Origin of the sequence: Spiroplasma endosymbiont of Dilophus febrilis (genome assembly GCF_964030685.1) — a bacterium.
In the GTDB taxonomy this organism is placed as follows: domain Bacteria; phylum Bacillota_I; class Bacilli_A; order Mycoplasmatales; family Nriv7; genus Nriv7.
On the sequence record NZ_OZ034912.1, the window covers coordinates 275,671 to 290,986 of the forward strand.

At 27.7% G+C, this 15,316-nt stretch carries 12 protein-coding genes; 11 read left to right on the forward strand and 1 reads right to left on the reverse strand.

The genetic code is table 4. The annotated features are described in order from the left end of the window. Positions 1 to 128 precede the first annotated feature (128 nt). The 5 genes from leuS (at position 129) to AAHF53_RS01335 (ending at position 6,694) form a co-directional block, all read left to right on the forward strand. Positions 129 to 2,576, forward strand: a complete 2,448-nt coding sequence (gene leuS / locus AAHF53_RS01315; RefSeq protein WP_342189973.1) for a leucine--tRNA ligase — start codon at positions 129 to 131, stop codon at positions 2,574 to 2,576. After that, the gene (locus tag AAHF53_RS01320) at positions 2,569 to 3,273 is read left to right on the forward strand and encodes an NTP transferase domain-containing protein (protein WP_338967483.1); all 705 of its coding nucleotides are present in this window, start codon (positions 2,569 to 2,571) and stop codon (positions 3,271 to 3,273) included. Before leuS ends, AAHF53_RS01320 begins: the two co-directional genes overlap by 8 nt. A 144-nt stretch (positions 3,274 to 3,417) precedes the next feature. Then, the gene (locus tag AAHF53_RS01325; protein WP_342189974.1) at positions 3,418 to 5,400 is read left to right on the forward strand and encodes a PTS transporter subunit EIIC; all 1,983 of its coding nucleotides are present in this window, start codon (positions 3,418 to 3,420) and stop codon (positions 5,398 to 5,400) included. Between the two features lie 131 nt (positions 5,401 to 5,531). Next, positions 5,532 to 6,101 carry a hypothetical protein gene (locus AAHF53_RS01330; protein ID WP_342189975.1) on the forward strand — a complete coding sequence of 190 codons (570 nt, stop codon included), beginning with the start codon at positions 5,532 to 5,534 and terminating at the stop codon, positions 6,099 to 6,101. A 107-nt stretch (positions 6,102 to 6,208) separates the two neighbouring features. Then, positions 6,209 to 6,694, forward strand: coding sequence for a PTS glucose transporter subunit IIA (locus tag AAHF53_RS01335; RefSeq protein ID WP_342189976.1), 486 nt, complete (start codon positions 6,209 to 6,211; stop codon positions 6,692 to 6,694). Positions 6,695 to 6,750: 56 nt separating this feature from the next. Here AAHF53_RS01335 and AAHF53_RS01340 read toward each other — a convergent pair whose 3' ends face one another. Beyond that, complete coding sequence (locus AAHF53_RS01340) at positions 6,751 to 7,374, reverse strand: superoxide dismutase (RefSeq protein ID WP_342189977.1); 624 nt, start codon at positions 7,372 to 7,374, stop codon at positions 6,751 to 6,753. A gap of 98 nt (positions 7,375 to 7,472) precedes the next feature. Here AAHF53_RS01340 and AAHF53_RS01345 point away from each other — a divergent pair, with 98 nt between their 5' ends. The 6 genes from AAHF53_RS01345 to ligA all read left to right on the forward strand — a co-directional run bounded on the left by AAHF53_RS01345 (position 7,473) and on the right by ligA (position 15,314). Beyond that, positions 7,473 to 8,462, forward strand: coding sequence for a CPBP family glutamic-type intramembrane protease (locus AAHF53_RS01345; RefSeq protein ID WP_342189978.1), 990 nt, complete (start codon positions 7,473 to 7,475; stop codon positions 8,460 to 8,462). Position 8,463: 1 nt separating this feature from the next. Further along, a complete protein-coding gene (locus AAHF53_RS01350; RefSeq protein WP_342189979.1) occupies positions 8,464 to 9,378 on the forward strand; it encodes an RluA family pseudouridine synthase in 915 nt (304 codons plus the stop codon). Positions 9,379 to 9,417: 39 nt separating this feature from the next. Beyond that, a complete protein-coding gene (locus tag AAHF53_RS01355; RefSeq protein WP_338967424.1) occupies positions 9,418 to 11,295 on the forward strand; it encodes a hypothetical protein in 1,878 nt (625 codons plus the stop codon). A 15-nt stretch (positions 11,296 to 11,310) separates the two neighbouring features. Then, positions 11,311 to 12,465 (forward strand): EamA family transporter, encoded by a 1,155-nt coding sequence (locus AAHF53_RS01360; protein WP_342189980.1) that lies wholly within the window; start codon positions 11,311 to 11,313, stop codon positions 12,463 to 12,465. Between the two features lie 160 nt (positions 12,466 to 12,625). Beyond that, positions 12,626 to 12,853, forward strand: a complete 228-nt coding sequence (locus tag AAHF53_RS01365) for a hypothetical protein (RefSeq protein ID WP_342189981.1) — start codon at positions 12,626 to 12,628, stop codon at positions 12,851 to 12,853. 427 nt (positions 12,854 to 13,280) lie between these two features. After that, a complete protein-coding gene (ligA, locus tag AAHF53_RS01370; protein ID WP_342189982.1) occupies positions 13,281 to 15,314 on the forward strand; it encodes an NAD-dependent DNA ligase LigA in 2,034 nt (677 codons plus the stop codon). Positions 15,315 to 15,316 lie beyond the last annotated feature (2 nt).

The following is a 15,316-nucleotide window of genomic DNA, read 5'->3' on the forward strand; positions in this document are numbered from 1 at the left end:
TGTGATTTTTTATTAAGAAAAATATTTTCTTTTTATGTGGATGTATGTTTACTCTTGGGTTTATCGCTTCCTTAATTTCTGTATTGAGAATATTTAGTTAAAACATATATGATAAGAAAGGATACATTATGATTTATTCACATCGTGCTTTAGAAAAAAAGTGACAAGAGTATTGAAAAAATCAGCAAATATTTAAGACGCCTAGTAATATGGCAACTAAAAAAACTTATATTCTTGATATGTTTCCATATCCATCTGGTGCTGGATTACATGTTGGTCATTTAAAAGGTTATATTGCTACTGATGTAATGGCACGATTTCGTAAGATGCAAGGTTATGCTGTTTTGCATCCTATTGGTTGAGATGCGTTTGGTTTACCAGCTGAACAGTATGCTTTAAAAACAAAAAATAATCCTGTAAGTTTTACTTTGGAAAATATTAATAATTTTCGTCATCAATTGCAACGCTTAGGTTTTTCTTATGATTATAATAAAGAAATAAATACTACTGACCCTAATTATTATCAATGAACACAATGAATATTTTCACAAATTTATAAAAAAGGTTTAGTTCAATTAAAATGAAGTGATGTTAATTGATGTGAAAAATTAGGAACAGTTTTAGCTAATGAAGAGGTTTTAGTTATTGAAGGAAAAATGGTTTCTGAAAGAGGTCATTATCCGGTTATTAAAAAACCAATGCAGCAATGAGTTTTAAAAATAACTAATTACGCTTCAAGACTATTAAAAGGATTAGATGATTTAGATTGACCTAATTCCGTTAAAGAATTACAAAGAAATTGAATTGGTGAACGATTAGGGGCATTAGTGGATTTTAAAATTCAAAATTCATTAGAAAAAATTTCAGTTTTTACTACAAGGTTGGATACGATTTTTGGTGTTAGTGCTATTATTTTAGCACCAGAGCATCCATTAGTAGTTTCGCTTACTATTAAGAATAATGAGCAACAAATGAATGAGTATTTATCAGAAGTTAAAATGAAAACTGATTTAGAACGCCAAGAGTTAAATAATGATAAACAAGGGGTATTTACGGGTAGTTATGCGTTGCATCCGTTAACAAATGAATTAGTTCCGATTTGAGTTGCTGATTATGTGTTATATCATTATGGAACAGGAGCAATAATGTGTGTTCCCGCACATAGTGCTGAAGATTATCATTTAGCATTAAAATATAATTTACCAATAAAGATTGTTATTGAAAATGATAATATGAAAATGCCAATAACTGGTGATGGTATTCATATTAATTCTCAGTTTTTGAATGGACTAAATAATGAACAAGCCATTAGTAAAATTATTAATGTTTTGGAAGCAAAAGCAATCGCTAAAAAACATACAACTTATAAATTACGCGATTGATTGTTTTCGCGCCAAAGATATTGAGGTGAACCGTTTCCAATTATTTTTTGAGATGATGGTACCGCTGGTTTAGTTGATGAGTTAGATTTACCGGTAATGTTACCATTAACAGATAATATTGTTTCAACAGTTAATGGTCAGTCGCCGTTGGCAAATATGGTTGATTTTGTTAATGTTACTAGAAATGATGGTGTTAAAGGCAAAAGAGATACAAATACAATGCCACAATGAGCAGGTAGTTGTTGATATTATTTAGCATATATTTTGAAACAAGATGATGGTAGTTTTATTCCCTTAAATAGTAAAACCGCGTTTAAATTATTGGAACAATGATTACCAGTTGATTTGTATGTTGGTGGTCAAGAACATGCGGTGTTGCATTTACTATATGCTCGATTTTGACATCAAGTATTGTATGATTTAAAAGTTGTTCCGACACCTGAACCTTTTATGAAACTTGTTAATCAAGGAATGATTTTAGGTGTTGATGGTGAAAAGATGTCAAAATCAAAAGATAATGGTGTCAATCCCGATGATATCATTATGACGCATGGTGCTGATGCTTTACGCGTTTATGAGATGTTTATGGGACCATTAACAGCATCAATGCCATGAAATATTCAAGGTATTGATGGTACAAGGAGATGATTAGATCGGATTTATCGTTTAGTAACTGAACATCTTGCTTGAATTATTAAAAATAATGATGGTCAAATGGATAAAATTTATCATCAAACAGTGTTTAAAGTAACTACTGATTTGGAAAATTTAGCTTTTAATACGGCGTTATCATCATTAATGGTTTTTGTTAATGCTTGTTATAAAACAAAGCAAATTTATTTACCTTATTTTTTAGGATTTATCAAAATGTTAAGTTTATTTGCTGTGCATTTAGCAGAAGAATTATGATTAATATTAGCCCAAGAAAGTAGTGTTGCTGTTCAAAAATGACCTGAATATGATGCTAAGTATTTAGTGAAAGATGAAGTTGTTGTTATTATTCAGGTTAATGGTAAATTACGAGGAAAATTAAATGTTGTGCCGAATTTATCACAAGAAGAAATTTTAAAAATTATTCAAAATGATGACTATTTACAAAAAATTTTATATCAATATGAAATTAAACAAACAATATTTGTAATGAATAAAATTATTAACTTTGTTACTAAAGTAGTGGATAAACACGATGATTAAGCGAGCGATTATTTTTGCGGCCGGAGTTGGCAGAAGATTAAAATTAAATCATCAACATAAATCATTATTAAATATTAATGGTGAAATTTTAATTGAAAAAATAATAACTAATTTATTAGTGGCTAAAGTTAATGAAATTATTGTTATTACTGGTTATCGTCATCAAGATTTTTTATATTTAGTTGATAAGTATGTGCAAGTTAAGCTTGTTCATAATGCGCAATATGAAAATGGTTCTAGTGCCTATGCTGGTTATTTAGTTAAAGATTACTTACAAGATAATACAATTATTATTAGTGGTGATATGGTAATGGGGCGAAATTTTTTTATGAATTTAACAGCAAAACCAATTATGTGTGCCGTTAAACGAGTAACTAAAAAGATTGATTGAGTGTATAATATAGGTAATGACAATAATATTATTGGTTATGAAAAAAGTAATAATATGCATAAGCTATTATTAGGTGAATGGTCATTGTTAGATGAACGATGAGCAAAGGCGATTAGAGAACAATTGCAAATTAAGTTTGCTAAAAATGAGATTTCTCAATATCAAATGGTGGATATTCTTATTGCTAGTGCTTTAAAAAATAAAATTGTTATTGCTCCTTATATATTAAGTGAAGATGACCAATGAGATATTGATACACCAGAAGATTTAGAAATTTCAGTTGCTAAAACGATAAAAATTTCATAGTTATTATTGATATATTTAGTTTAAAGAGATTGTAATAATTTCTTAAATTAACTAAATAATATTTAATTTAGTTATTAAAAATAGAGTGGAGGTTATTGCTTGAATTTTAAAATAAAAAAATTTTTTAGAAAAGGAACGGTTTATATGTCGTCAAAGCTTGGATTTAAACAGTCTTTAGGCAGTTTTTGGAGTAACTTTAAAGAAAAAAGTCAAGGTGTTCTTCAAAAATTATCTAAAGCATTTATGTTGCCGATTGCGTTGTTACCAATTGCGGGATTATTTTTAGGAATTGGAGCAACAATTGAAACACTTGCTAAAAATGCTGATGCAGAAGCCTGAGAAACTTTTGGTACATTTTTAAAAATGATGGGTGATGTCCCATTTGCTAATTTACCAGTATTATTTGCAATTTCAGTTGCAATTGCTTTTACTAATGATGCGGGAGTTGCAGGTTTAACCGCATTAATTGGTTTTCTAATTTTTGTTGTTGTAATTGCTGTCTTTATGAATCAAGGGGTAATAAACTATAACTATGTTTTAGCATATGTTGATGATGCGGGTAAAGATCAGAAGATTGTAGTTTCATTAAAGGAATTATATACGGGAAAAGATTTAATACCAAAATTAACTGCTGAATTTAGTAAATTATTAGGAGGAACATTGGGCGGAAAACCAATTGATGATACTTTTTATCAAGTAATATCATCAAGTGAAACGCCGATTAACTATAATTTATGATTTTGAAAAGGTGATTTAGCAGTTGATAATAAATTAACGACATCAATTTTAGGTATTGGACCAACACTAAATTCAGGAGTATTTGGAGGAATTATTGTTGGGGCGTTAGTTGCTTTTCTTTACAATCGCTTTTATCTAACAGCTTCTTACATTAGTTTTTTTAGTGGCGTAAAATTTGTCCCAATTGTGGTATTCTTTGCTGTTATTCCCTTGGCGTTTATTTTTATTTTAATATGACCGCCAGTTGGGGCAGCATTTAATTGATTTGGGCGTTCATCGGGAACATTACCTGTGGGATTAGATTCATTATTTTTTGGATTAATTGAACGGTCATTAATTCCTTTTGGATTGCATCATGTGTTTTATGCACCATTGTGATGATCTGGTGCTGGTGGAGCGATTAGTGACTTTGCTAGTACTGGGGATGTAGCTAATCCATTAACTTTAACAGCTGTTGGTGACCAAACAGGATTTATGGCAGTTATTGCTGATGGAAAATTAACATTGCAAGATATGTGAGGTCGGGGATTACGACTAGGACGATTCCAAGCAGGTAAGTTTCCCTTTATGATGTTTGGATTGCCAGCAGCAGCAGCAGCAATGGCATTGACGGTACCTAAGGAAAATCGAAATACAGCATTAGGAGTATATGTTTCTGCTGGATTAACCAGTTTCTTAACAGGAATTACTGAACCGTTAGAATTTAGTTTCTTATTTGTGGCCCCGTGGTTATTTTATGGGATTCATGTGCCATTAGCGGGAATATCATTTATGTTAATGAATGTTTTACAAGTAAAAATTGGAATGACTTTCTCTGGTGGAGTATTAGACTGAATTATTTATGGAATTGTTCCAAGTTTTAGTGGTCAAACAACTAATTGATGAGTTGTACCAATTGTTGGTGCAGCCTATGCAGCGATTTATTTCTTCTTATTTTATTTCTTGATTTTACGATTTAATATTAAAATTCCGGGAAGAGAAGCTGTTGATGGGCAGATTCATTTATTTACAAAAAAAGATTATCAAGCAGCAAAAAGTCAATCTAAGAATATGTCGCCAATAGAAGATAATATTATTAATGATGAAAAAGAAAAACTTAAAGATAAGAAATCTGGAAAAGGAATTGTTACAGCAGAAAAAATATTAGCTGCTTTGGGCGGAGCAGAAAATATTGAAAATATTGATGCTTGTGCTTCAAGATTGCGAGTGCAAGTCGTTGATATGAATAAAGTTGCTGCTGGCGAATTAGAAATTTTAAGTACTAAGCCTATTAAAAAGAGTGGTAAGAAGCAAGTGGCTGTAGTTTTTGGTGGTCAATCAGATATTTGAAAAAATAAAATTAAGGAAATTTTGTATCGCTCTTCTTCCGCAGAAAATAGTAAAAAGTAATAAATATTTAGTAGTAAATAGTAATTAATTAAGAGTGAATTTAAAAAAAATTAAATTCACTCTTTTTTCAGTTGAATTTAAAAATTAATATGTTTTAATAAGAGAAAGAAGCTGAAAGGATTGATTATTAAATGATGAATGATAAGTTAACTAAGTTATTAATTATTTCGAGTTTATCAATAGGAGCTACAAGCAATTTAGGTACTATTAATAATATTAAAAGTAAAGAAGAAAAATCTGTTGATGCTTTAAATCTTATTACCAATAAAACAGTTGATGAAGAACAATGAGAACAGAATATTAAATTTATCTTAGAAGATTTTATTTTTTCAAAATCGTTGATTTTTAATTGAACTGTTAATACTTTTAAAAAAGATTTTAATATTTCTGAACAACAAAAACAACCATATAATTTTTCTTTAACGGATGCTAAATATTATTATTACAAAATTCTTAATGATGTTAGAAGATTTATTGATAATCAGTTAGATATTCGGTGAAGGGTTGATCTTGAAGTTAAGAAAATTAAATGAAGAGCTAGTAATGTGGATTTAACAGCAGTTTTAATTAGTTCATTTGATTTATATGTTGATCGGCCCTTAACTAGTTATTTAGATGTGTATTTGTGAAGTAATAAAATGCAGAAGCATTATTTAGCAACAGGTCTTAGTTATAATGTTGGATTTAATATTATAAAATAAATTATTAAGGTAAGATGATGGGATATATCACTTTTGTTTTAATGACAAAAGTGATTTTTTCACATATAATTAAAGATATATATAATATATGAAAGGAAAATAATTAAATGTTTAGTTTTGGTAATTTTTTTAAAAAAAAGCAAATTGAAATTTTATCACCAGTAGATGGTGAAGCAATTAATATTACTGATGTTGATGATGAGGTGTTTAATGAAAAGATGTTAGGTGATGGTGTCGCATTAATTCCTGCTGCTAATGAGTTTTATGCACCGTTTGCAGGTACGATAACTTCAATATTTCCTACGAATCATGCTTATGGAATTCAACATCGAACAAAAGTAGAATGTTTACTACACATTGGTTTAGATACGGTTAATTTAAAAGGTAGGGGGTTTGAACCAAAAGTTAAACAAGGTCAAAAAGTAAAGGCTAATGAATTATTAGCAGTTGTTAATTGAAGTGAAATTGCTGGTGAGATTAAATCAAATCAATCGCCGTTAATTTTTTTACCTGATAGTTTAAAAGGTAAAAAAATTACTAATATTAAATTAGGTGCTGTTAAAGCTGGTGAAGTTATTGCAATAATTCAATAAATTATTTAATAAAAAAGATGAATTCAATGAATTCATCTTTTTTATTAAAATTAGTATTATTTAGAATTATTTTTTAAATAAGTGTCATATAGTTTTTCAACTTCTTCTCAGTTAATAATGTCAAAAAATTTAGTTACATAAGTTTTACGGTCGTTACGATAGTCAATATAATAGGCATGTTCTCAAACATCAATACCGATTAAAGGATAGGATTTTAAAAATCAAGGATTATCTTGGTTAAAGGTGTTAAAAATTTTTAATTTGCCATTACGATCAATTAATAATCATGTTCAACCACTACCAAAGACTTGTAAGGCGGCGTCACGCATTTTTTCTTGTCATTTTTCCATTGACCCGTAGGTTTCTTCAATAAGAGTTTTTAATTTACCATTACTAATTGGTTTGTCTTTGGCTAGGATACTAAAAAAGAAATTGTGGTTAATTAATCCGCCACCAAATTGGCGAATACCAACATGGCATTCATTTGGTAAGGTTAAATAGTCGCGCATTAATTGATTTAGATCGGTAGGTTGATTGTTATTTTCTAATTTTGCAAGAGTATTATTTAAACCATCTTCATATGCTTTGTGATGTTTGTTGTAATGATAATCCATGGTTTCTTTAGATATAATTGGTTCTAGAGCACCTAACGAATAATTTAGTTCTTTTCTTTGAAACATTTATAATTTCCTCCTTTTAATAAATTAATTATATACACATATACTATATAAATGTATAATAATTGTATAAGAAAGTAAAAATGGAGTAAGGTTTAAAGATGAGTTCTGAAAGTTTTTCGCATTCCCAACAATTAAAGTCGTGCAAATGATATCGTCCACAGTATCAAATTCCAAAAACTTTTGTTGATGATTTACAGGTTTATAATTATAAACTGTTTTCTAAAGTTAGTACTTGTTTATTTCTCATAACAGTTTTTGCTCTTCCAATAATTTTTGATTTACTTCGGATTTATGTTTTAAATAATAATAACTATATTTTTTTATTTTTAATTCTTAATTTAGTTTCGTATGGTTTTAGTTTTGGATGATTAATGGTTGAAGATGCAAAAAAATTTATTAATAGTGGTGCTTGAGCAATTTATTTATTTGTAGCTTCCCAAACAGTTAGTACGATTTTATTTGCTATTTTTATTAAAACATCGCCATTATTTTATGAGCAAGTTGGTAATAAAATTGAACTTACGAATGCTGGTTATGCTCTTAGTTCTTTTATACAAAGCATTACTGGATTAGTAACAATTTTTATAATTTTGTTTTTTAGTAAGCAGTTAGCAAGTAAGATTGGTAATACATTACTTTATAATGTGCTATTAGTTGCTATTGTGATTATTATTTCTTTGTTAATTATTTTTCAAGTTACTACTGTTTTTAAGTTTATTAATGATGCTATTGGTACTAAGAAATCTGCTAATCAAACTGAAATTGAAAAATCTTTAAGTACTATTAGTGGCAAGATTGGTTTATTTATTATGGTTGTTATTACAGCACCATTATTGGAAGAATTAGCAACTAGGCATAGTATTTTTATGCTATCAAGATATCGTTGATTGGGATTTTTTATTTCTTCTTTTTACTTTGCTTGAATGCATGTCCGCTTGGCTGGCGATATTCAAAATATTTTTAGTTATTTAGGTTTTTCTTTGTTGTTGTCATTACTATTTATTTTTAGTCGTGAGAATGTAACATATTCATTTGTAATTCATTTAATAAATAACTTGATTAGTTATACAGTTTTGGTTGCGACTTAGGATGGTACAATTTGTTATTGAAGAAAATGATGCTCATCAAACAATTATTAAATTTATGCGTAAAACTTTTAATACTGTTCCTTTACGACTAATTTATAAGTTATTTCGTTTAAAAAAGATAAAATTAAATGGTGAAGTTATTAGTGATTTAAAGTATTATTTAAAACCTAATGATACGATTATTGTTTTAGATAATTTAACTTTTAAAGATGAAGTAGAAAAACAATTTGCTAGTCAAATTGTTTTGACAATTATTTATGAAGACGAATATATTTTAATTGTTGATAAACCCCATAATGTTTTAATTCATCATCCCGTGGGTGATTGTTTAGATTTAGCAGTTCGTAAGTATTTGCAAATTAATAACAGTTATTCTTTTACTATTAGTCATGTACATCGTTTAGATAAGTTAACAAGAGGCTTAGTAATTTATGCGAAAAAGAAAATTGCTTTAAATATTTTTCATCAATTTTGAAATCAAAATAATATTACTAAAAAATATTTAGCATTATTAGCTACTAATAAGGAATTACCATTAGTTGTTAAAGGTTATATATTTCAAGATATTATGCAAGGAAAAATGGTATTTAGTCCTAAATTAGAATTGCCAAATTGTAAAGTAGCAGTAACGAAGTTTAAAATGTTTAAAAAAGTATTAAAGTTTAGTTGATACGAGATCCAACTGATTACGGGAAGAAAACATCAAATTAGAGCATCTTGTGAGTATTTAAAAACACCGATTGTGGGTGACATTAAATATGGTTCTAAATATAATTTAAATGATCGCATTATGCTTTTTGCTTATAAGTTAGAGTTTAAAAATTTACCGGTTCCTTTGGATTATTTAAATAATAAACAATTTGTTTTATCAGATATTGATAAGATATTAGAAATAAATAGCAGAAAAATTAATTAAGTTTGTGATAAAATGATTTAAATTGAAGGGGAATGGCCAATGTATTCAACAAGCAAAAGTTTTTTTAATACACTGTTAGGAATTATTGGAACATTTTTAGGTTCAGTTTTTCAGTTTGTTCTTATTTATTTAATAATTAAATATTATGGGGCGAAAATGAATGGATTAGTACGAACTATTATGGCAATTTCATTTACTATTGGTTTGGCTGAGAGTAGTTTAGGAATTATGGGAATTTTTTATTTGTATCATCCCTTAGCAAAGAAAGATTGAATTACTGTTAATGATATTGTGGGTACGATTAAAAATAATTATATTAAAACGGGGATAATTTATTTATCATTAGTTATTTTTTTAGGTTTAGGGTTTTCTTTATATGCTTATTGAAATAATGTTAGTGAAACTATTACTGATGATGTTATTCAAGTGATGCCATTTTGACAATTATGAATTATTATCATATCGTTATCATTAAAAAATTTAATTTCATTTTTCATTGTTGGTGCTTATGAAAATTTAATTCAAGCTGATAATGGTAATTATTTTAATCGGATTGTGCATTTAACTTGTGATTTATTAGTTTTTACAGGTGTTATTTTGTGAATGTGGATTAGTGCTAGAAATGGTAATCCCAATGCTTATTTACCATTTTTAGTTTATATTTTTCATGGAATTATTAAGTCAATTTTAATTTATATTTATGTGAAATTAAAATATCCATGATTGCAAACTAAAGAGTGAACTAAAAATGATAAATTATTGCAAGAGAGTAACTATGTTGCGGTTAAAAGTTATGCGGTAGCAATTTTTAATAATATTGATTTTGTTTTAATTGCTTTATTTATTGGTTTTCGTACAGCGTCGGCGTATTCCATATATATGACGGTGGCGATAAATATGAGAGTAATTATGTTATTATTTATTACTTCGTTTAAAGACTTTTTTGGTACATGAATTTCTTATCAAGGAAGAATTCGTTGGAATACATTTGTTAAATTTGAATTGTTTGCTTATATGGTGGCTGCTTTTATGTTTGTTGTGCAATTTATTATGTCACCATATTTTGTTAATGGCTTATATGGTGAATTGAAGGTTCAAATGCTAGCAACTGTTAGAAGTTCTAGTAATCCAGAGTTTGAGAATATTGCGATTAAGACGATTTTTGATACCCCACATTTATCGTTAATTTTTGCTATTAATTCAGCATTATTAATGATAAGTGAACCGGCGAGTATTTTAATTTATGGTGCGGGAAGACATCGTGAAACTACGAAGCATGCTTATATACAAGTGGTTATTAGTTTGATTATTAGTTTAATTTTAGGGTCAGTTTTTACATATTATTTAAAAGATGCACAGTTAACAATTTATGCTTTAGTATTATCAACAACTTTTGGGTTATTTTATCGTTGAATTTATAGTAGTAGTTATACTTGGAAGTATTTAACATATAATAGTAATGCTCGGTTTTGATGAAAGAATTTGGCAATTATTGTTATTCCAATGATTTTTTCAATTGTTATTGCTTATAAATTAATTTTTTCTAATCCTTATTATCAATTTGCTAACTATGAACAATTATCGTCACAATTGGGAATTAAAGGAATCATAAAATTATTTATGTTAATTCTTGTTATTTCTGTTCCGGGGATTATGTTATTAGCAGCGATTACTGAACCTTTGCAGTTAATGGCGATATTATCACGAAGTTCATTAACTAATTGGATTATTGTTCGTTTAAAAAAACAATTGAAAAATAAAGATGATTTTTATACAAAAGATGAATTGATCGCTTTTAATGATCCCAATAAAATTAAAGTTCATAGTATTGAAGCCGAAGATAAATGAAAAGATAATCAGCGAACAAATAGTAAAAATGAGCAACAAGCAGTTTATACATTAACAGGTAAAAATTAATTTAAGGAGAAAAAAATGAGTTTACAAAAACTTAATGTTCATTTTACGAAGCAAGAGTTACTCACGGGTACAGGAATTGGTGTTATTTCAGCTTTTATGTATTCATTAGCACCATTATTAATTATTTTTTTAGATACGCGAGCATTAAATAGTTTTATTTTAGCAACAGTGCAAGAATTTGTTTCTTGAATTTTAGTTGTTTGTCTTACTAATAAACCATTAAAGTTTTTAAAACAAATTTGGAAAAATACTAAAAGTATGTTAGGAATGATTGTAATTATTGCTGGTATTTTTGGTGGTCCGATTGCGCAAGTATTGTATATTTTATCAATTCAATTGGCAGCGCAAATGAGTGCTACGGCAACAGTGTTAGTAAATATTGCTCCAATTTTTACGGCTTTATTATCAAGGTTATTATTAGAAGAAAGATTATCTTTTATTGCTTGGGCTGGGTTACTTTTAACATCTTTAGCGGTTATTGGTTTGGTTATTTGACAAATTATTACTGAGTTTAATAAAACAATATTAAGTCCTGACCCTAGTGATATTCAACCGTGAGTAAAAGCTACTTGGGCAATAATTTTGTCATTGTTAACGGCGATTTTATATGCTATTGAATCAACGATTCTTCATTTTGCAATGAGTAAGTCTAAAAATAAAATTAATGAGAAGGATGCATTAATTTTAAAAGCGTTTAGTTCATCGTGGATAATGTTAATTTTTGTTTTACCAATAGTTTCGGTAATAGGTGGCGGTTATGGTTATGAAGGCTGAGTTCAATTTAGAATTTTTGGTGAATTGAAGGGGTTAACATTTTTATTTATTATCATTTCTAGTTTTGCGATTGCAATTGGGCGAATTTTATTTTTTCGCAGTATTAAAATTTTAAATGGTTCTTATGGAATTGCTGCTCAATTGGCGATGTTGTTATGAACGCCATTGCTTTCTTTAGCAATTTTTGGTTTATATAAAGTTACTAATTGTGATTTTGGTATTATTCAATCTAATATTTTAGATATGCAAATTAAAGATTTGTATTTGGGCGCGACGCAATGAGAATATTATCTCTTTTTAGTTCCAGTGCTTATTGGGTTAATATTGTTGCTGTTTAATGAAAAATTTTTAAAAAAAGATAAGGATGTTTGAACACCTCCTATGGAGTTGAAATAATATATAATTAGTTCAAAGTTTTACTTTTTTATATGTTTTTGTTGTTATTAAATATTGTTGCGTATTTACTTATATAAAAAGGGAGATATATAATATGGATTTATTAGGTGCTTGAGGTATTATCGGTTTTATTGCGATGATTTTCTTAGGAATAGAATTAGTGTTTGTGGTGATATGAAGTCTTGATCGTTTACTTGTAAAGCGTAAAAAAGCAGTTAAAGCAACTAGCATAGAAGAACAAGATAATACTATTGAAGAAGTTAAGGTTGAAGAAGTTGAGTTAGATGAAATTGTAGTTCCAACTACTACTACTGTAGAAATTCATCAAAATAACCAAGAAGTGCTATTAGATGAACAACAAGAAACGGTTCAAGAAACAAAGTTATAATATGTTAAAAAGTCAATCAATTATTTATTGATTGACTTTTTATTTATTACTAGTTAGAGTTTAATTTATTAAATGGGCGCATAAAGTTTTGTTAGGTGGGTAAAGATTTGAATAATTTTGAAAGAAAAGCAACTAAAAATTTATTACCTTTTTACTTGAAAAATAATTAATAAAACAAAATATTTAATATTAACAAACATATTCTTAATAAAAGGTTATAAAAACTAAGTAAAATGCTTATAAAAACAACATTAAAATAATTTTTTACAACAAAAATCATACATAAGAAATATATACTTAATTTGCATATTGAAATAATTTATAGTAAATGACTATTTTTTCTTTTTTAAAAAATACCTAAGAAAACTAAACGCGACCTTATTAAATTATGAAGTAATTAGTCATAATTAATATATGTTATAATTTAATGGTGAAATATTATGGGGTGGCTCGAATGAATGAAAAATTAGCAAAAAAGGAAATTTTGCGGTTAAGAAAATTAATTGAGCAGTGAAATAATGAGTATTATTTAGAAAATAAACCATCAGTTAGTGATGAATACTATGATGCGAAGATGAGGAGTTTACAACAATTAGAAAATGATTTTCCGCAGTTTTTAAGCAAAAATTCACCAACACAATCTGTTAGTGGCAAAGTAGCTTATGGTTTTAATAAAGTTCAGCATAATTATCCAATGTTAAGTTTAAATAATGCTTTTACCGAAGAAGATTTAATTAGTTTTGATAATCAGATAAAATCTTTAACTGGTCAAGAAAGTATTGAATATCTTTGTGAATTAAAAATTGATGGTTTGTCGGTTTCGTTGCAGTATGATAATGGTTTTTTAATATCAGCAGCCACTAGAGGTGATGGTATTACTGGTGAAAATGTTACTGATAATGTTAAAACAATTGCTAATATCCCACAAAAAATTAAATTAGTAAATAAGTTGTTAGTGCGGGGTGAAGTATTTTTAGCTAAAAGTGATTTTAATGATTTAAATGAATTGCGTTATAAAGAAAAAATGCCAGTATTTGCTAATCCGCGTAATGCTGCTGCAGGTAGTTTACGCCAATTAGATGCAAACATTACGGCAAGTCGTAATTTAAAAGTTTTTTTATATTATTATGTTAATGGTCAAGAAAATGGGATGAAAACCCAAGAGGAAGTTTTAGTGACATTAAAAAAATTAGATTTTCCAATTAATAATGAATATCGTTTATGCAATAGTATTAATGAAGTATGAGAATATATAAAAGAATATGACCTTAAAAGAAAACAATTAGATTATGATACTGATGGTATTGTAATTAAAATTAATGATTTATCATTATATAATATTATTGGACAAACAAGTAAAAGTCCTAAATGAGCAATAGCATACAAATATGCTGGTATTGTGGTAACGACTAAATTACTAGATATCTTTGCATCAATTGGAAGAACGGGTAAAGTAACATATAATGCTAAACTTGAACCAGTAAATTTACAAGGAACAGTTGTTAAGGCAGCAACATTGCATAATGCTGATTATATTATTAATCGTGATATTCGGATTGGTGATGTTGTATTAATTAAAAAAGCTGGTGATATTATTCCTGAAGTTATTAATCCCGTTTTAAAGTTAAGAAAAGAAGGAAATGAACCTTGAAAATTAATTGAATATTGTCCAAATTGTAATAGTAAATTAGAAAATGCTGTTTTAGAAGTTGATCAGTATTGTATTAATATTAATTGTTCGCAAAGAATTGTTCGGTCATTAATACATTATTGTTCAAGAAGAGCAATGGATATTAGTGGTGTTAGTGAGAAAATAATTATTCGGTTGTATCAATTAGGTTGATTAAAAAAAGTTAGTGATTTATATTTATTGGAAAATCGAAAACAAGATATTATTGCTTTAGATAATTTTGGTGAAAAATCATTTAATAATATGATTAAGGCAATTAATCGTTCAAAAATGAAGTCGTTGCAACATTTGTTATTTGGTTTAGGGATTCGTCATATTGGTGAGAAAACTGCTTTACAGTTAGCAAAACATTATGAAGATATTGATAATTTACTTAAAGCTAAAAGTGAGCAGTTAGAAATGATTTATGATATTGGTGCGGTCATTATTGAAAGCTTGATTGATTGATTTTCACATCAAGAAAATTTACAATTAATTAATGATTTAAAAATTTATGGTGTTAATATGAAATATTTTCCCATAGCAAATGATAATGAAAATAATCCCTTTTTTCATAAAACGGTTGTGATTACGGGCACATTCGCAAAACCAAGAAGTTATTATGTTGAAGAATTACAAGGATTAAATGCTAATATTACTAATACAGTTAGTAAAAATACTGACTATTTATTAGTTGGTAGTAATGCTGGCAGTAAATTAGAAAGTGCTAAAAAATTTAATGTTAAAATTTTAACAATAGCAGAGTATGAGCAATTAAAAGAAGGAGTGTAAGT